The sequence below is a fragment of the Streptomyces misionensis genome (assembly GCF_900104815.1).
Classification (GTDB): Bacteria; Actinomycetota; Actinomycetes; order Streptomycetales; family Streptomycetaceae; genus Streptomyces; species Streptomyces misionensis.
Map to the genome: position 1 here is coordinate 4335820 of NZ_FNTD01000004.1, position 16281 is coordinate 4352100.

Sequence of the window (16281 nt, forward strand, 5' to 3'; positions counted from 1 at the left end):
CCTGTTGGGCCCTATCGGCGAGGGGTGTCTCCCGGCCGATCATGTGGCGGGCCGGGAAGCGCCGGGTCCACGACCCGCACGCGTGGCGCTTCCCGGCTCCGTCACGACATGAACAGCTGGAGGGACGCCATCCGGTGGACGAGGTACAGACACACAAGGTGATGACCGCACGGCCGAGCGCCGGGGTCGTCACGGCCGGGCAGCAGCCGGCCGTACGACGCGCGCGGCCCGCGTGGACGCAGTGGCTGACGACCACGGACCACAAGCAGATCGGGACGCTGTACCTGGTCTCGTCGTTCGCGTTCTTCCTGATCGGAGGCGTGCTGGCGCTGCTGATGCGCGCCGAGCTGGCCCGGCCCGGACTGCAGATCATGTCGAACGAGCAGTTCAACCAGGCCTTCACCATGCACGGCTCCATCATGCTGCTGCTGTTCGCGATGCCGCTGTTCACCGGCTTCGCGAACTGGATCATGCCGCTTCAGATAGGCGCGCCGGACGTCGCGTTCCCACGGCTGAACATGCTCGCCTTCTGGCTGTTCCTGTTCGGCTCGCTGATCGCGGCGGGCGGCTTCCTGACGCCCGACGGCGCCGCCGACTTCGGATGGTTCCTGTACGCCCCGCTGTCCGACGCCGTGCACTCGCCGGGCCTCGGCTCCGACCTGTGGATCATGGGCGTGGCCCTGTCCGGCTTCGGCTCGATCGCCGGCGCGGTCAACTTCATCACCACGATCATCTGCATGCGCGCCCCCGGCATGACCATGTTCCGCATGCCGATCTTCACCTGGAACGTGCTGCTGACCGCCGTCCTGGTCCTGATCGTCTTCCCGGTGCTGGCCGCGGCCCTGTTCGCCCTGGAGTGCGACCGCAAGTTCGGCAGCCACATCTTCGACGCGGCCAACGGCGGCGCGCTGCTGTGGCAGCACCTCTTCTGGTTCTTCGGCCACCCGGAGGTCTACATCCTGGCGTTGCCGTTCTTCGGCATCGTCTCCGAGGTCGTCCCGGTCTTCTCCCGCAAGCCGATGTTCGGCTACATGGGCCTGATCGGCGCGACCATCGCCATCGCCGGCCTGTCGGTCACCGTCTGGGCGCACCACATGTACGTCACCGGCGGCGTGCTGCTCCCCTTCTTCTCCTTCATGACCTTCCTGATCGCGGTACCGACCGGGGTGAAGTTCTTCAACTGGATCGGCACCATGTGGAAGGGCTCCCTGAGCTTCGAGACCCCGATGCTCTGGACCACCGGCTTCCTCATCACCTTCGTCTTCGGCGGCCTGACCGGAGTGATCCTCGCCTCCCCGCCGATGGACTTCCACGTGTCCGACTCGTACTTCGTGGTCGCCCACTTCCACTACACGATCTTCGGTACGGTCGTGTACGCGATGTTCGCCGGATTCCACTTCTGGTGGCCCAAGTTCACCGGCAAGATGCTGGACGAACGCCTCGGCAAGATCACCTTCTGGACGCTGACGGTCGGCTTCCACCTCACCTTCCTCGTGCAGCACTGGCTGGGCGCCGAGGGCATGCCCCGCCGGTACGCCGACTACCTGGCCACCGACGGCTTCACCGCCCTCAACACCGTGTCCACGATCGGCTCGTTCCTCCTCGGCCTCTCCCTGCTCCCGTTCTTCTACAACGTCTGGAAGACCGCGAGGTACGGCGAGCCGGTGGGCGTGGACGACCCCTGGGGCTACGGCCGGTCGCTGGAGTGGGCGACCTCCTGCCCGCCCCCGCGGCACAACTTCACCACCCTGCCCCGCATCCGCAGCGAATCCCCGGCGTTCGACCTGCACCACCCGGACATCGTGGCCCTCGAGGCAGAGGCGGCGAGCCGGTGATGCCGCACCCCGTACTGGCCCTCGCGACCGCGGCGGTGACCGCCTCCGGCTGCGTCTGGTACCTCCCGGCCCTCGCCGACCTCCGGGCCGGCGCGGACCGCCCCCTGTCCCGCCGCGTCAGGGCCGCGTCCTGCGTGGCGGCCTGGGCGACGGCCGCCACCGTCGCCGGTCTCCTCCTCGCGGCCGACGGCTGGCGCCCCCCGCTGGCGGCGGCCGCGGCGGGCACCCTGGCGGCCACGACCCTGCGCGTGTGGGCGGCCCTGCGCCACCACCGGGAGACCGCCGAAGCCGCCCGCCACTGGACGGAGCTGTCCCCCTCCCAGCCCCCGCCGGCCCCCGACCGCACCCGCCACGTCGTGGCCGTCCTCGTCACCACCGGCCTGGCCACGGCCGCGATCACCGGCGCCCTCGGACTGGCCGAGGGCCCCGACACCCCGACGGCCTGGTTCACCACGATCACCACCCCCGCGGCGATCCTCGCCCTCTTCGTCGCCCTGGCCGCGGCCCACACCCGCGCCACCCACCACCGCCGCCCCCCACGCTGACCACCCCCGTCCCCGACCCGGGCGGGGCGCACTCCCTCGGCCTCACCGTGCGCCCCGCCCGTTCCCCCGGGCCGGTTTCCCCTTCTCCGGGTGGGACGCAACCCTCTGCTCGCAGCGTCTACAGAGTGTGGACGACGAACAGGATCTCGGATGAAGCGCCGGTACGAAGAGGAATTCAGGGCGTTCGCCGCCGCGCGGTCCGCACCTCTGTTCCGCTCCGCGTGCGTGCTCACCAGCGGTGATGTGCACCTCGCGGAGGACCTGGTGCAGGACACGCTGGGCCGGATGTACGCCAACTGGCGCAAGATCGCGCAGATAGACGACCCAGCGGCCTACACCCACACCGTCCTCGTGCGGACGTACCTGTCCCACCGCCGCCGGCGCAGCAGTTCCGAGCGGCCCACCGACACCCTGCCGGACTCCGGTGCCGTCACCGAGCACGACGCCACACTGCGGATCACGTTGCTCGACGCCCTCGGCCGGCTCTCCGCCCGGGACCGGGCCGTGCTGCTCCTGCGCTACTGGGAGGACCGCAGCGTCGAGCAGACCGCCGAGATCCTGCACGTCCGACCGGGCGCGGTACGCAACCAGAGCATGCGCGCGCTCGCCCGCATCCGGGACCTCCTGGGCCACGACCTGTCCGAGCTCGTCAGTCCCTGATCCCGGTGCCGTGGCACCCACCCGCCCTCATCACCGACTCCGGAGACGCGGCAACCGCATGCCCATCGAAGAAGACTTCACCGAAGCCCTCCGCACCACCCTCCAGGCTTTCGAACCGCCCAGCACCCACGCACTGCTGCAGGGCGGTGTCCGCAGCGGCCGACGCAGGCGCCGCCGCCGCGCCCTGGCCATCGGCGTGAGCGGAGCAGCCGTACTCGCCTTCGTCGGCCTCGGCGCGACGATCGCTACCGGGCAACTGCCCGGCGGGCGAACGGCCGACCAGACGCTCACCGGCCCCGCGGCCTCGTCCACCACCGGCTCGGCCACGGCCTCCACCACCCCTAAACCGACCTTCACCGGCACGCTGCCTGCCGCCCGAGCGCTGGCAACCCTGACCGATCTGCTGCCGGCCGGGCTGACCACGTCCACCCCGCCCGGCGGCGAGCGTTCCGGGCAACTGTGGGTGGACGACGGACACGGCAAGTCGCTGCTCGAGGTCCACGTCTCCCGGCAGACCTCCACCGCCGCCCTCCGCGGCCACGTCTTCGCCGGCACGACACCCTCGGCCGACGGCACCCTGACCAAGACCACCCAGTCCCCACCCGGCCCGGGCCCCGGTCACCAGACGGTGAACGTCCTGCACCCCGACGGTCTCCACGTCACGATCATGGAATGGCAGGCCCCGAACCAGAACACCCCCTCGACCCGCACCACCCCGATCCTGACGACGACCCAACTACGAGCCGTCGCGACGAGTTCGCGGTGGCAGTAGCACTCGCAGCGGCCATGCGGCGGTGATGCGTCGGGGCGACTGGCTGCGACCACAGCAACCGGTCATACCGGGCTGGACGGCTGCACGTAGTCCCTGCTGAGACCTGACTCAGATATGAGCTCTCATCTGCTTCACCGGGTGCCCGAGCGCGTCGCCGAGAGCGGCCAGTTCCTCGTCGCCGAACCAGTCGCCGTCGGGGTTCCAGATGGCAATCTCGCAGCGGGCGAAAGCGCAAGGCCAGTCGTAGTCCAACACGTCCAATGACGTAGCGGCGTCGCAGCAGGGCACTTCCACGGCCAAGGTGACGAAGCCGTCCTCGCAGTGGCTTTCCAGCAGGTCGGCGTACCACTCGGTGTCGATCCAGGCACCGCAGTGCGGACAGCCGATCTGTTCCAGGTTGCCGCCGCAGTCGATGGCGGTGAGGGTGTTGTGCCAGGTGACGTCGATCTCGACCTCCACACCATCGGGCAGGTCGGGAGCCAGGTCCTCGGCGAGCGCGGCAGTCCCTCGGCCGCTGCTCGGTCGGGCTGCTACTGGGGGTCGGTCGGAACGATCGACAGGACGTCGTCGCTCATGGCTCACTCGATTCATTCGGCACTGGTGTTCTACGGGGTGCCGCGATCGTAGGGCCTGCGTGGAAGGCGAGCCGTTCCTCATTCCGCATCCGGCGGTCAGATTCTAAGACGTTGTTTCTTATGGTGCGTCTGAACACGCACGCTGGAGGGTATCGAAGGCTGCGCCGGCGGAGTCGGCAGGGAAAAGCCGCAGGACGGTGGCTCGGTTCGGCGTCGTTATGACGTAGTGCTGCGCCAGGTAGGAGAGATCTCCCCAGCTTTCTCGGGCATGGGCGCGCATCAGGACCTGGCCGCATCTCGTGCAGGCGATCCAGGGGACGAGGACGAGACCGGCCAGGTCCTGTTCAGCCGCACCTATGGCCTCGGCGACGGTGCTTCCGCCATCTTCGATCAGCTTCAGGTGGCCCGGTGCGCCGTCATCACGGCACTGAAGGATCCGTGGTGCGAGCGTCTCCCGCTCGCCCCAAGTCTCTGCGAGCACGGAGATCTGGGCCCTGACCGTCTCGCTGATCGGCACCTGGTGGCCGAGGATGCCGGAGACGAGCAGGCCAAGTCCCGCCTCCTGCTCTCCGATGTCCCAGCAGTCTTTGACTTCCTGGGCTTCGGCCTCCGGCAGCAAGGCGGCGAGCCGGTTCCAGATGACGGCATCGTCGGTCACCTGGCAGACGCTACCGGCCTGCGCTGACACCCAGACGCCGCAGGCAGATGAGCATGACCGCGATCGCAGTGAAGCCCATGAAGTGTTCGGGCTTGCGCTCGTAGCGCCGATGAAGCCGACGGCACCCGGACAGCCACGACATGGTCCGCTCGACCACCCAGCGGTGACGGCCGAGGCGGGCTGAGCTTCTCGACCCCGCGGCGCGCGATTCGCGACACGATGCCGCGTTCCCGCAGCCATTTCCGCAGGTGGTCGTAGTCATAACCCTTGTCGCCGTGCAGCTTGGCAGGCCGCCGACGGCGCGGGCCCCGGCGGAATCGAATGGGCGGAATGCCCATCACCAAGGGCCTCAGGGCCTGGCTGTCGTGCAGGTTGGCGCCCGAGACGGCGACCGAGATCGGCAGGCCGTTGCGGTCGCAGATCAGATGAATCTTCGACCCGTTCTTACCCCTGTCGGTCGGATTCGGTCCCGCTAGTGGCCCCCTTTGACGGCGCGGATGCTTACCGAGTCGATGGCGCACCGGGACCAGTCCAGCTCGCCCTGGGCACCAAGTTCGTCAAGGATTACTCGGTGCAACCGGGCCCACACCCGGTCCTGGCTCCACTGGGCAAACCGGCCGGTAGACCGTCTGCCAACGGGCTCCGAAGGCTGGGGGGAGCTGGCGCCAGGTGCAGCCGGACGTGGCGACGAACACGATCGCCGCCAGCACCTCCCGGTCGCCGGCACGCCGACGGCCACCACCCTGCGGCCGCTGCACGACCGTCGGCGGCACAACCCGTCGGAACAACTCCCACAAACCGTCCGGAACCAGGTGCTCTACAAGCCTCTCCACGTCGGCTTAACTTCACGCCCCCGCCAAAAGAAACGGCGTCTAAGGGCTGTCCCACTATCGAGGTCTGTTCGGCATAGGGTCTGCTGGACGGCGTGTTCGGGCCGTTGTCCCGGCCACGTGGGAGGGCATCTTGAACCTGAACCCCACCTGTTGGCTCTGCTTCCGGAATCGTCGATCTCGACCAGGACAGTGCAGCGACGGAGGGCAGGCTTGGTGCTGTCGACCCGGTGCGGGCGGTGATGTACGGCAGCGGGCCTACTCGCACTCAAGCTGTCTGCGCGAGAGAGTCCACCCGAACATCGAACTCTGGTGGGAGCTCTGAGACCGGTCCGCCCCGGAGCTGATGAGGATCCGCGCAAGACGGCCGGGGGCGTGGGGCGGGTTGAACGGTACTCGGTGCCGTTCAGGTGCAGAGGGAACGGTAGGAGCAGCGTGGGCGCCAGCGAGATGTACGGGACACAGCGGGGGGGTGCCCCTATCTCTTTCGTCAAGCCGGGTGAGGATGGTCGGCATGACGGATCGGGATCGGTTGGGGCGGGCGGCGGCGCACTATGCGGCCGCCGATGGGGACGCGGATGGCCTGAGGGTTCTTTTGGCCGGAGGCGCCGCTGCGGAGGCAGCCGACGATGCGGGCTGGACACCGCTGCATTTCGCGGCTCAGGCCCAGGCACCATCAGCCATCGAGGTCCTGTTGGCCGCGGGTGCGCCGGTTGATGCCGCGGACGGCCATGGCAATACGCCGCTGTGGAGGGCGGTGTTCTGTTCCCAGGGCGAGGGTGCGACGATCCGGCTGCTGCTGGAAGCCGGTGCCGACCCTGACCGTGGCAACGTCCATGGCGTGAGCCCGCGGGCGCTGGCGGGACGGATCGCCAACTACGACGTGGCTGCCCATTTTCCGGCCAGGGACGGGACTTCGTCCTAGGCTCCGCCGCCCGCGACGGCTGGCTGGGGCTCGTAGAAGGTTCCGTCGCGGAGCATGGCAAAGAGGACGTCGGCCCGGCGGCGGGCGAGGCAGAGCAGGGCTTGGGTGTGGTGCTTGCCCTGGGCGATCTTCTTGTCGTAGTAGGTTCGCGATGCCGGGTCGCCCAGGGCTGCGAATGCGGAGAGGAAGAAAGCGCGTTTGAGCTGCTTGTTTCCTCTCCGGGAGGGCTGTTCGCCTCGGATCGAGGAGCCTGAGCTGCGGGTCGCCGGGGCGAGTCCGGCGTAGGCAGCGAGGTGGCCGGCGGTCGGGAAGGTGCTGCCGTCGCCGACCTCGATCAGGATGCGGGCTCCGGTCCTGACGCCGATGCCCGGCATCGAGGTCAGGACTTGCGAAAGAGGGTGGGCGTCCAGGAGTTCCTCGATGCGTCCAGCCAGCAGTTTCCGCTGGTCAAGCACGGCCGTCAGCGAGGTGGCGAGGCTCGGGACGATCAGCGCGGCGGCCTCGGTCCCTGGGACTGTCACGGTCTGTTCGTTCAGGGCGGTAAAGATCTCGTCGACTAGCCGCTCGGCCATCCTCGGCGCCTTCGGCCGCAGCAGGGTGACCAGCCGCCGTCTGCCGGCCTTGCGTATCTGGGCCGGGGACCCGAACCGTTCCAGCAGCGTGAGGACGGCAGGGTGCTGAAGCCGCGGTCCCAGCACTCGCTCCATTGACGGGTGGATCTGGGTGAGCAGGCCGTGCAGCCGGTTGGCGACCCGGGTGGCTTCGCCGGCCAGGTCGTCGTCGAAGCCCACGATCATCTCCAGCTCGGCGATGGTCTCGTCCTCGCCGTCGATCGCCCGCAGCGTGTGAGGCATCGCGCGAGCGGCGTCGGCGATGATGAACGCGTCCCTCGCATCGGTCTTGGCCTCGCCCGGGTAGAGGTCGGCGATCCGTCGCATCGTCAGCCCCGGCAGATAGGCGACCGGACAGCCCATGGCCCGTGCGACCGCCAGTGGCAGAGCCCCGATCGAAGCCGGCTGGTCGACGACGACCAGCACCGTTCCGTGCTTGGCCTGGAGTTTCGCGAACAACTCGCGGAGCTTGGGCTCGGTGTTGGGCAGGCGCTTGTCGAACGCCTTCTTCCCGGCCGGGGTCACGGCGGTGGCGTGGTGTTCGCCCTTGCCGACGTCCAGGCCGAGGAAGACGTCGATGTCGCCGGTGTCGATCACGTGCAGGCCCCTCCATCACGCTTTCGTCCGACCTTGCCTCGGCACCGAGCTGCCACATCCACGTTACGGAGAGCTCTTCCGGCTCGGGTGAAACCGGTGCTCAAGCCCCTCATCAGCGGTCCGTCGATGCCTCCGGACCCGGTGACACCACCCCCCGGATCATCATCAACAGGAGGGGGAAGTCATGCCGGACCCGAAGGCCGGTAGCCCCATTGCGGAGCCACGAAGAAGGTAACGGGGGGGGGGCGCGGCTCTCCTGGAGGCCGTCGGCGACTCCGTGATGGTGCTCTCGTATCAGGAGGACCGATCGTTTGCCGCCATGAGTCTGGACCGCTTCGGAGCGGCGGGGTCGGTCTGGCTGGACTGGCGTGGGCATGAGGTGATCGACCGGTGCGACGCATTCGATGGCGGGCAGCTGCGCAGGACTGTTCTTGCGCATGCCGAGCCGGGCGAACTCGCGATCGTCTTCTGGGCAACCTTGCGGTGCCGTCGGTGGCGCTGGAGGCCTCTCTGATCGCGGACCACGCCGAGGTGGTCGAAGACGTCCGTCCCAACTGCTGGATCTACCTAAGCAGGGTGGTTTTCAACGGTCCGCGCCAGAGCTGCCGATCACAGCTGCGATGATCTTGCGGTGCCTAATGTGATCACCGCGTCGGAGCCGTCCTGGATTGCCCCGTCGCAGGGCTGAGCCCGCGGGCCTTCGGGAAGCTGCTCACCCAGCTGCGGCGTGAGGGAGCCGATGCGACACGGCCGGGCCGTCCCTGGTCGCTGCCGTTGGAGGGTCGGGTACTTCTGGTTGCGGCGTATTGGCGCACCAACCTGACTCTGCGGCAACTCGCGACGCTGTTCGGGGTTGTCCAAGTCGGCGGCGGATCGGATCGTCGGCCACACGGGGCCGTTGCTGGCGCTGCACCAGCGTCAGCGGTTCCGTCGCGGTACGGTGCTCATCGTGGACGGGACTCTGGTTCCGACCCGCGACCACCAGGTGGCGGAGCAGTCGAAGAACTATCGCTACTCGACCAACCACCAGGTGGTCATCGACGCCGACTCCCGCTTGGTCGTCGCCGTCGGCCGGCCCCTGCCGGGCAATCGCAACGACTGCAAGGCGTGGACCGAGTCGGGTGCCGCCCGCCGTAGTCGGCAAGACGATCACCATCGCCGACGGCGGCTACCAGGGCACTGGGCTGATGGTCATGGCGGTGACGCCGAAGAGTTGGCCGAGGAGGTCCATCGTCGCGAGTTTGCGCAGGTGGAGCACGGTGACCAGGATCCGGTCGGCTGGGGTGAGTTTGGCTTTGGCACCTGTGCCCGGGGCCACCAGGCGCTCGTGACCGCGACGTGTGCGGAGCACTTGCTCGCGTTGAACCTCCAGCGCTGGAGTCAGCGCGTCGGTGAGCTCGCTGAGCTGCTGACGGGTCATCCCGGTCAGTTCCGGGTCCTGCAGCGAACGCCGCGTGAGGCGAGACGGTCTGCCCGCCGGGGCCCGGTCCGACGTGCTGTCGGTCGTGGCCGCGTCCATCGGATGCTGGGGGTGGAGGGTGTAGTTCCAGTCGCCGTGGAAGCGGTGGCGGTGATCGGCAGGGAAGCGATCTCGTCGTCGCTGACCTGGATGCCGGTGGGGTGCGGGTTGGTGTCGAGTTCCGCGTGCACGGTCAGGCCGGCCTTGGTGGTGGTCGACGCGATGCTCTCGACGATGACTTCGTGGCTGGCCAGGGGCCTGCCGCGGCAGTTCATGGTGATGTGGGAGAACAGCCGGTGCTCGATCCGGTTCCACTTCGATGTCCCGGGAGGCAGGTGACAGACGGTGATCGTCAGGCCGGCCTCAGCGGCGAACCGGGCGAGTTCGGTCTTCCACGTGCGGGTGCGATACCCGCTGGAGCCGCAGGCATCGGCGGTGTTCAGCAGCCGGCCGGCCGTCGGGTACGTGGTCCGCCCGGCTCCGTTCCACCAACAGCGGATCGACTCGACGGCGAACGCGGCGGTGCATGGTCGGTGCCGACGTTGACCCAGCCAGTGTTCGCGGCGACGTCGTAGATGCCGTAGGGCACCGCCCTGCCCAGCACCCGGTCGGGGAAGACGTGGGTGTCGACCCGCACCGGCTTGCCTCTCGGCTCCCATTCACGGCCGTTGTTTTTGAACGGGCCGACCAGCTCCTTCTTCTTCGTGTCCACACTGATCACTGGAGCACCGCCGTCCTGGTGGTCGCGGGCCTGCTCGTTGAGGTAGTGGAACTGTGCGTCCCGGTCGGGGGTGCTGCTTGCCTTCCAGCGTCTTGGCATTGCTCTGCAGGCTGAAGCCCTCCTCGCGCAGCAGGTCGCCCACCGTGTCCGCGGAGATCCTGTGGCCCTGCCGGGTCAGCTGCTCGGCCAGCTTGCGGGTGGATTTGGTGGTCCAGCGCAGCGGCGACATGGGATCTCCACGGACGTCGGGCTCGACCAGCGTGAGGAGTGCCTCCCGAACGGCTGGGTTCAGGTCGACGACGCGCCTGCGGCCGGCGCCAGGCCGACGGACACGACCCAACGGGGCCTCTCCGCAGCTGAGTTCCCGCACTCCGGCAGACACAGTGGCCTCACGGACACCGGCGGCACGAGCAACCGCTCTGATCCCGTCGTGGCCGAGGGACTGGGCCTCCGCCCCTATCGTCAGGCGACGCTGCCGCTCGTCGAGGTGCGGCATAATCGCCTCGAACTTGGCTGCCAGCGCGGCCCGTTGCCCATCCAACCCGCTCATGCCAGACCAACGAACCACCAGGCAGAAAGCCACGAGTTAAAGATCTGCACGCCCTTAGGCACGCGTATTCCCACACTGGTGCAGACAGCAAAGAACTTCGGGTCTTGGCCCGGGTTTCTTATCGAGTCGGTGCAGGAGCACTGCCGCGAGTCCGTCGGCCGTCGGGGTGGCGGGATACGAACCAACGATCAGGGTCCACCCCTGTGTCCGGCGCTCCAATCCGTGACGTCACCTCCGCCTATTCGCCAACCACCGTGCGAAAAGGCCCGATCAGGAGGAGTGGCGGCCGTAGCCGCACACGAACGAGCCCCTGCCCCTGCCATGCGGGGGCTCTGCATCACTCGGCATCCAGCTCGGGAGGGTGGGATGCTCCCATTCGGTCTGGGCTGGGGCGGAAATTCTTGACGGCGGGGTCAGCTGGTCTTGAGGAGGTGCCCGCCGCTGTCGTATACCTGGCCGGTGACGGCGTTCACGTGGTACACGTTAACCGGTGTTGTTTCCGGCGAGGTATCACTCTTTCCCGTGCTGGGCCACGTCACGTTCACAAGCCAATTTGGCTGCCAATTACCGTCTTGCTCGATCGCTTTCACGGTGACTGCTTCACTGTGGAATTCTGCGCCAGTGTTTCCATTGGCTCGAAGTTGTGTTGCTACCGCCTTGGTTACCGCTTTTTCGGCCTGCCCGGCGTCAAGTTTGGCTTTGGGAAGTTTTGTTCGGGTCGGGCCAAGGGTAACGTCAATTTGAGATATATGCCCAGACCTGTCTACCTGAACGTCCAACATCCTGGGCATCAGAACGTTGTCCTGAGTCCATCTCCAGTCTGTTATCCAGCCGAGTTCCGCCTTTTCGCCCACGGGGACCGTTTCTGTCATGGTTGCGCCCATCGCCCACGGATACTTTTGCTGGACGTACGACTTCGTAATGCGAGAGGCTGCTGCATCGCTAGACGGGGCTTTCGCGCCTTCCACTGGATATCCCATGACGGTAGGCCGGTCGCTGTCCTCCAGCAGCACGTTCAGGTGCTTTTTGTCCGGCCAGGAAAGGCTGCCGGTGCCGAAGTCTTCGGAGTGTCCCTCCTCACGGCTGTGCAGGTTGAATATGATGTTGGTGCATGAGGAGTCACCACACGGCTGCTTGTAGAGCTGTCCGATTTTGTAACGGTTGCCGAATGCCTCTTTCACGGCGGCTTCAACGGCCTGCCTCTGCTCCGAGTCTGCGTCGGTGAGGCTACTGCCGTCAACGTTCGTGAAGTCGAGCATGGGGCGCGCTAGTCCCGATCCAAGGATAAGTAGCGTTATGAAGGCGATCAACGTCCCCTTCAAACCCGCCTGCCAGGCGAGCGAGTGACGGATGGCGAGGAAAATCGCTACGATGGCGAGCCCTATCAAACCTCCGATAATATTCATCTCGGCGTCTGAGCTATCGCATACTCCCCCCAGGCCATTGACTGTGGCCTGAGTGAACTCGATGGCCAAGGGCAGCGCGACGACGCCGAATAGGACAGGTAGCGGGCGACGGATGGCCAAGAGGGCGAATGCGCCAACGGGGACCATCATGGCAAGGTTCCACAACCCTTGCGTGGCGTGAACGGGCTCTGCGAACTCATGGTTGATGACGCATTCCCCGCTGGCCGAGCCAGCACCCATAAAGGTGACACCGAGGACGCCGGTGAGAGTAAAGGCGAGTCCGGACCACCATGCGCCGTGAGGGTTCCTCCGCTTATGGGCGAGCGTCCACGCTGCGCTGCCGCAAATGAGGCCGATCAATGTGCACACAGCCAGATAGCCAATGTGGTGCTGGAAGATCGCGGAAAACACGGCGCGGTTCCTTGCGTGGTCAAGTCGAAGCGAGCGGGGCTGAGGGCATGGCCCCGCCCTCGCGGGCGGGGCCTATGGAACGCTGGTTCAGCAGTGCGAGGTAGGCGTCTGGTACGTGCTGCCAGCGCTCATCAAGCCGATGATGTTCGAGCAGTAGGCACTGGCCCCCAGTGACCACGTCACCCTCTTCGTCTGGCCGGAACCGATGGAGACGGCGCTGGCGTAGTGGCTGGTCCCCGAGCGCGAGTAACCAAGCTTGGCGGAGATGGTAGATCCGCTCTTCTTGTAGTACTCGGTGCCGACGACGCCGTTCGAAGCCTGGTGGACGCTCAGGATGCCGTTGTCCAGCGAGGTGCACCGTTCCATGGGCTCGTTCGTGGCGGTGTAGCCAGAGCGGTCACAGTAGGTGATGGCCGAAGCGGTCGGCGCGCTGATCATGACGGATCCTGCTGCGATAGCAAGGGCGGCGAGAGTGGCGTTGGCAGCTCGACGGCGCACGGATTCCCCTTAGTGGTGATGCGCATGCCAACCTCTCCACCATGGAGAGGCGGTGCTGGGTTGATGGTGTCGTAATCACTTGATCACACTCTGCCGTTCTAATGAAGATCCTTTTACTATCCTATGAACTTCCTCTGAGCTTCCTCTGAGGTTCGATCCCGGAAGCCCCTGATTGAGCTCATCAGGGCACAGCGACGCCACGGGCTGCGTCCACTCCCGCTCTGTCTGGGGCGACGATCGATGGGGAATGGGGGAGGAGCCCACCAGGCTCGCCGTGATGTGCCCCTCGGCCGGGAAGGGTGCTCTCCTCCCACCCTGTGCGGGCCGATCCTCAGGCGGAGCCGTCGTCTGTGACGGTGGGACGCAGAGATCGGGCGCTTGACTCATGCGCGGGGCCTATCCGTGCGGGACGGGCTTCGACGCGCCGGGTGCTTGGACCCGTAGAGAAGGCTGTGACTCAGTTCGGCTGGGGTGCGCTACAGGGGTGCTGCGTGCTGCTCGGGGAGGCTGCCTGAGGAGTGGCATCGCTCTTCGTGCTGGGAGTCACGCAGATCCGCATGTCCTCAGAAAACAGATCAGGCAGGTACTGAACCCAGTACCTGCCTGATCTGCTACTTCGGCTGTCGGGGTGGCGGGATTTGAACCCACGACCTCTTCGTCCCGAACGAAGCGCGCTGCCAAGCTGCGCTACACCCCGGTGTCGCTGCTTGTCGCGGCGACGTCGTTTACTTTAGCCCACAGGGGGCCCAGAGACGAAATCCGATTCAGAGGCGGCGTCGGACCGGGGTCGGGCGGGTGTGGTCCAGGGCGATGAGGAGGACCGCCAGGGCGTAGATCCCCAGGCCCAGGAGGAGGGCGTTGGCCAGGGTGGCGCGGTAGCCGTGGGCGGTCGGGTCCAGGAAGGGGTAGAGGTAGGCCGAGGGGTGGGCCAGCGGGCGGGCCAGGTAGAAGGCCAGGTAGGCCAGGGGGTAGAGGAGCCAGCTCGTGGCCTGGCGCAGGTGCAGGCGGGCCGCCGGGGTCAGGCACAGCCAGTCCAGCAGCGCGGCCGCCGGGGCCACCGTGTGCAGGAGCTGGAGGGCGGCCCACTGGAGGTGCCAGCGTTCCGGGGGCGTCGGCGTGCCGGTCATGGAGAACGGGGGCGTGGTGTGGGCCAGGAGCAGGTGGTAGGCCAGGGCCGAGACCAGCGTGTAGAGGAGGGCCGCGCCGGACAGCCAGGGGGAGAGGGGGCGGCGGGCCTGCCATGCCCGGGAGGCCGAGACGAACATCGTCACGGCCAGCAGGACGTTCGCCTGTACGGCGAAGTAACTCAGGGCGTGGAGCGGAGTGCTCCGGAGGATCGCCAGGGTGACGCCGGCCGCCGCGGTCAGCGCGGTCAGCAGCCGGAACACCGCAGCCCTCGGGCGGTGGGACGGGGCCAGTACCGCCGTGGCCGGCACCGGGGGGCGCAGCAGCGGGGGTGTGGTCGCGCGGACCGCGGGCAGGTCCGGGATCTCCCTGGGTATCGGGGCGGTCATGCCCTCACGCTAGGAGCGGGGGCGGGGAGGGGCCATGTGGCCTGCTCCGAGTGGGTGAGGGCGGCAGCCGGGCGGCAGTAGCCGAGGGGCCGTGGCCGAGCTGCGGTAACCGGCCGTCGGCGAGGGCGGCAGCCGCATCGGCCACCGCCGCTTGCCCGGGCCACGTGAATCGCTGAGGGGTGCGCGGTCCGCGCCTCCCCGGCCCCCTCGCGATTCGTCCTACTCCTTCGCCACCAGCGTCAGCAGCGTCGCCTCCGGCGGGCACGCGAAGCGGACCGGGGTGTAGCGGTTGGTGCCGCAGCCCGCGGAGACGTGGAGGTAGGAGGTGCGGCCCTCCGCGGTGTGGGTGGAGAGGCCCTTCACGCGGTCCGTGTCCAGGTCGCAGTTGGTGACCAGGGCGCCGTAGAAGGGGATGCACAGCTGGCCGCCGTGGGTGTGGCCGGCCAGGATCAGCGGATAGTCGTCCGCCGTGAAGGCGTCGAGGACGCGCAGGTAGGGGGCGTGGACCACGCCGAGGGAGAAGTCGTACGAGTCCGAAGGGCCGCCGGCCACCCGTGCGTAGCGGTCGCGCTTGATGTGGGGGTCGTCCAGGCCGGTCAGCTCGATCGACACGCCCTCGATCTTCAGGGAGCCCCGGGTGTTGGTCAGGTTCACCCAGCCCGCCTCGTCGAAGCCGTCCCGCAGGTCCTCCCACGGGTTGTGGATGGCACCCACGGCCGGCTTGTTGCCGTTCAGGCCGTGGCGGCCGTTCGCCTTCTCCAGCAGATAGCGGGCGGGGTTGCGGAGCTTGGGGCCGTAGTAGTCGTTGGAGCCGAAGACGTACGCCCCCGGGAACTCCATCAGCGGGCCCAGCGCGTCCAGCACCTCCGGGACGCCCTCGGGGTCCGACAGGTTGTCGCCGGTGTTGATCACGAAGTCCGGGCGCAGGCCCGCCAGCGAGCGCAGCCAGCGCTGCTTCTTGCGCTGTCCGCTCACCATGTGGATGTCGGACACCTGGAGCACGCGCAGCGGGTGCATGCCCGGCGGGAGGACGGGGACGGTCACCCGTCGGAGGCGGAAGGAGCGGGCCTCGAAGCCCGCCGCGTACACCAGACCGGCGGCGCCTGCCGCCATGATTCCCAGGGGGACTCCGTATCGCGCGCGCATATGACCATCGTGTCAGACCGCAGGGGGGTGATGAGACCGCCCGGCCCCCTTAAATCGGCGGGCGTCCGGCCCGCCGCACCTGAGACAATCGACCACATGACCACCATGCTCAAGTCGAAGCTGCAGGACGACCTCAACGCCGCGATCAAGGAGCGCAACGAGCTCCGCTCCTCGACGCTCCGGCTGACGCTCGCCGCCATCACCAAGGAGGAGGTCGCGGGCAAGGAGAAGCGGGAGCTGTCCGACGACGAGGTCCTCAAGGTGATCACCCGGGAGGCGAAGAAGCGCCGCGAGGCGGCCGAGGCCTTCGCGCAGGGCGGTCGTGCCGAGTCGGCCGAGCGGGAGAAGGCGGAGGGCGAGGTGCTCGCCGAGTACCTGCCCAAGCAGCTGTCCGACGAGGAGCTGAACGCGATCGTCGCCGAGGCCGTCCAGGAGGCGAAGGCGGCGGGTGCCGAGGGGCCGAAGGCCATGGGCGCCGTCATGAAGATCGTGAACCCGAAGGTGGCCGGTCAGGCCGAGGGCGGCCGCGTCGCCGCCGCGGTGAAGAAGCTCCTCCTGGGCTGAGCCC

General features: G+C 67.8%; 14 protein-coding genes, 1 tRNA gene and 3 pseudogenes. 7 read left to right on the forward strand and 11 right to left on the reverse strand.

The genetic code is table 11. From position 1 onward, the window contains the following. Positions 1 to 161 precede the first annotated feature (161 nt). The 4 genes from ctaD to BLW85_RS21360 all read left to right on the forward strand — a co-directional run bounded on the left by ctaD (position 162) and on the right by BLW85_RS21360 (position 3812). Positions 162 to 1835, forward strand: coding sequence for an aa3-type cytochrome oxidase subunit I (gene ctaD / locus BLW85_RS21345; RefSeq protein WP_074996157.1), 1674 nt, complete (start codon positions 162 to 164; stop codon positions 1833 to 1835). Further along, positions 1835 to 2380 carry a hypothetical protein gene (locus BLW85_RS21350; protein ID WP_074992874.1) on the forward strand — a complete coding sequence of 182 codons (546 nt, stop codon included), beginning with the start codon at positions 1835 to 1837 and terminating at the stop codon, positions 2378 to 2380. Before ctaD ends, BLW85_RS21350 begins: the two co-directional genes overlap by 1 nt. A 150-nt stretch (positions 2381 to 2530) precedes the next feature. Further along, positions 2531 to 3040, forward strand: a complete 510-nt coding sequence (locus BLW85_RS21355) for a SigE family RNA polymerase sigma factor (RefSeq protein ID WP_070022071.1) — start codon at positions 2531 to 2533, stop codon at positions 3038 to 3040. 58 nt (positions 3041 to 3098) lie between these two features. Beyond that, positions 3099 to 3812: a hypothetical protein gene (locus BLW85_RS21360; protein WP_074992875.1), complete on the forward strand. Its 714-nt coding sequence runs from the start codon at positions 3099 to 3101 to the stop codon at positions 3810 to 3812. A gap of 108 nt (positions 3813 to 3920) precedes the next feature. On the opposite strand, the gene BLW85_RS21365 is transcribed toward BLW85_RS21360, so the two are convergent. The 3 genes and pseudogenes from BLW85_RS21365 to BLW85_RS38480 form a co-directional block, all read right to left on the reverse strand. Beyond that, a complete protein-coding gene (locus BLW85_RS21365; protein WP_244174897.1) occupies positions 3921 to 4271 on the reverse strand; it encodes a hypothetical protein in 351 nt (116 codons plus the stop codon). Positions 4272 to 4505: 234 nt separating this feature from the next. After that, entirely contained in the window at positions 4506 to 5045 is a 540-nt protein-coding gene (locus BLW85_RS21370) for a hypothetical protein (RefSeq protein WP_143060458.1), read from the reverse strand. 10 nt (positions 5046 to 5055) lie between these two features. Further along, positions 5056 to 5878, reverse strand: a pseudogene (locus BLW85_RS38480) (IS5 family transposase). Positions 5879 to 6389: 511 nt separating this feature from the next. Between BLW85_RS38480 and BLW85_RS21385 the strand changes: the two are divergent. Beyond that, positions 6390 to 6800: an ankyrin repeat domain-containing protein gene (locus tag BLW85_RS21385; RefSeq protein WP_208624880.1), complete on the forward strand. Its 411-nt coding sequence runs from the start codon at positions 6390 to 6392 to the stop codon at positions 6798 to 6800. On the opposite strand, the gene BLW85_RS21390 is transcribed toward BLW85_RS21385, so the two are convergent. Continuing rightward, complete coding sequence (locus BLW85_RS21390) at positions 6797 to 8008, reverse strand: IS110 family RNA-guided transposase (RefSeq protein ID WP_074992877.1); 1212 nt, start codon at positions 8006 to 8008, stop codon at positions 6797 to 6799. The genes BLW85_RS21385 and BLW85_RS21390 overlap by 4 nt on opposite strands. Positions 8009 to 8639: 631 nt before the next feature. On the opposite strand from BLW85_RS21390, the pseudogene BLW85_RS21400 reads away from it, so the two are divergent. Beyond that, positions 8640 to 9201: pseudogene (locus tag BLW85_RS21400) on the forward strand (transposase family protein); the annotation flags it as partial. Here the strand turns inward: BLW85_RS21400 and BLW85_RS40930 are convergent. The 7 genes and pseudogenes from BLW85_RS40930 to BLW85_RS21430 all read right to left on the reverse strand — a co-directional run bounded on the left by BLW85_RS40930 (position 9177) and on the right by BLW85_RS21430 (position 15713). After that, the gene (locus BLW85_RS40930) at positions 9177 to 9527 is read right to left on the reverse strand and encodes a transposase family protein (protein WP_425275365.1); all 351 of its coding nucleotides are present in this window, start codon (positions 9525 to 9527) and stop codon (positions 9177 to 9179) included. The pseudogene BLW85_RS21400 and the gene BLW85_RS40930 overlap by 25 nt on opposite strands. A gap of 6 nt (positions 9528 to 9533) precedes the next feature. Beyond that, positions 9534 to 10738: pseudogene (locus tag BLW85_RS21405) on the reverse strand (ISAzo13 family transposase); the annotation flags it as partial. 413 nt (positions 10739 to 11151) lie between these two features. Next, on the reverse strand, positions 11152 to 12555 hold the full coding sequence (locus tag BLW85_RS21410; protein ID WP_074992880.1) for a VanZ family protein: 1404 nt from the start codon (positions 12553 to 12555) through the stop codon (positions 11152 to 11154). Between the two features lie 87 nt (positions 12556 to 12642). Further along, complete coding sequence (locus BLW85_RS40220) at positions 12643 to 12993, reverse strand: hypothetical protein (protein WP_244174898.1); 351 nt, start codon at positions 12991 to 12993, stop codon at positions 12643 to 12645. A 683-nt stretch (positions 12994 to 13676) separates the two neighbouring features. After that, a tRNA-Pro gene (locus BLW85_RS21420) sits at positions 13677 to 13750 on the reverse strand. 67 nt (positions 13751 to 13817) lie between these two features. Further along, entirely contained in the window at positions 13818 to 14567 is a 750-nt protein-coding gene (locus BLW85_RS21425; RefSeq protein ID WP_074992881.1) for a Pr6Pr family membrane protein, read from the reverse strand. A gap of 219 nt (positions 14568 to 14786) precedes the next feature. Then, positions 14787 to 15713, reverse strand: a complete 927-nt coding sequence (locus tag BLW85_RS21430) for a metallophosphoesterase (protein WP_070022065.1) — start codon at positions 15711 to 15713, stop codon at positions 14787 to 14789. 96 nt (positions 15714 to 15809) lie between these two features. Here BLW85_RS21430 and BLW85_RS21435 point away from each other — a divergent pair, with 96 nt between their 5' ends. Continuing rightward, positions 15810 to 16277, forward strand: a complete 468-nt coding sequence (locus tag BLW85_RS21435; protein WP_070022063.1) for a GatB/YqeY domain-containing protein — start codon at positions 15810 to 15812, stop codon at positions 16275 to 16277. Positions 16278 to 16281: the final 4 nt, after the last annotated feature.

What these genes read in the sequence shown, in the direction of transcription:
- ctaD (WP_074996157.1), top strand. Translation starts at nt 162, where the DNA reads ATGACCGCACGGCCGAGCGCCGGGGTCGTCACGGCCGGGCAGCAGCCG.
- BLW85_RS21350 (WP_074992874.1), top strand. Translation starts at nt 1,835, where the DNA reads ATGCCGCACCCCGTACTGGCCCTCGCGACCGCGGCGGTGACCGCCTCC.
- BLW85_RS21355 (WP_070022071.1), top strand. Translation starts at nt 2,531, where the DNA reads ATGAAGCGCCGGTACGAAGAGGAATTCAGGGCGTTCGCCGCCGCGCGG.
- BLW85_RS21360 (WP_074992875.1), top strand. Translation starts at nt 3,099, where the DNA reads ATGCCCATCGAAGAAGACTTCACCGAAGCCCTCCGCACCACCCTCCAG.
- BLW85_RS21385 (WP_208624880.1), top strand. Translation starts at nt 6,390, where the DNA reads ATGACGGATCGGGATCGGTTGGGGCGGGCGGCGGCGCACTATGCGGCC.
- BLW85_RS40930 (WP_425275365.1), bottom strand. Translation starts at nt 9,527, where the DNA reads ATGGACGCGGCCACGACCGACAGCACGTCGGACCGGGCCCCGGCGGGC.
- BLW85_RS40220 (WP_244174898.1), bottom strand. Translation starts at nt 12,993, where the DNA reads ATGATCAGCGCGCCGACCGCTTCGGCCATCACCTACTGTGACCGCTCT.
- BLW85_RS21425 (WP_074992881.1), bottom strand. Translation starts at nt 14,567, where the DNA reads ATGACCGCCCCGATACCCAGGGAGATCCCGGACCTGCCCGCGGTCCGC.
- BLW85_RS21430 (WP_070022065.1), bottom strand. Translation starts at nt 15,713, where the DNA reads ATGCGCGCGCGATACGGAGTCCCCCTGGGAATCATGGCGGCAGGCGCC.
- BLW85_RS21435 (WP_070022063.1), top strand. Translation starts at nt 15,810, where the DNA reads ATGACCACCATGCTCAAGTCGAAGCTGCAGGACGACCTCAACGCCGCG.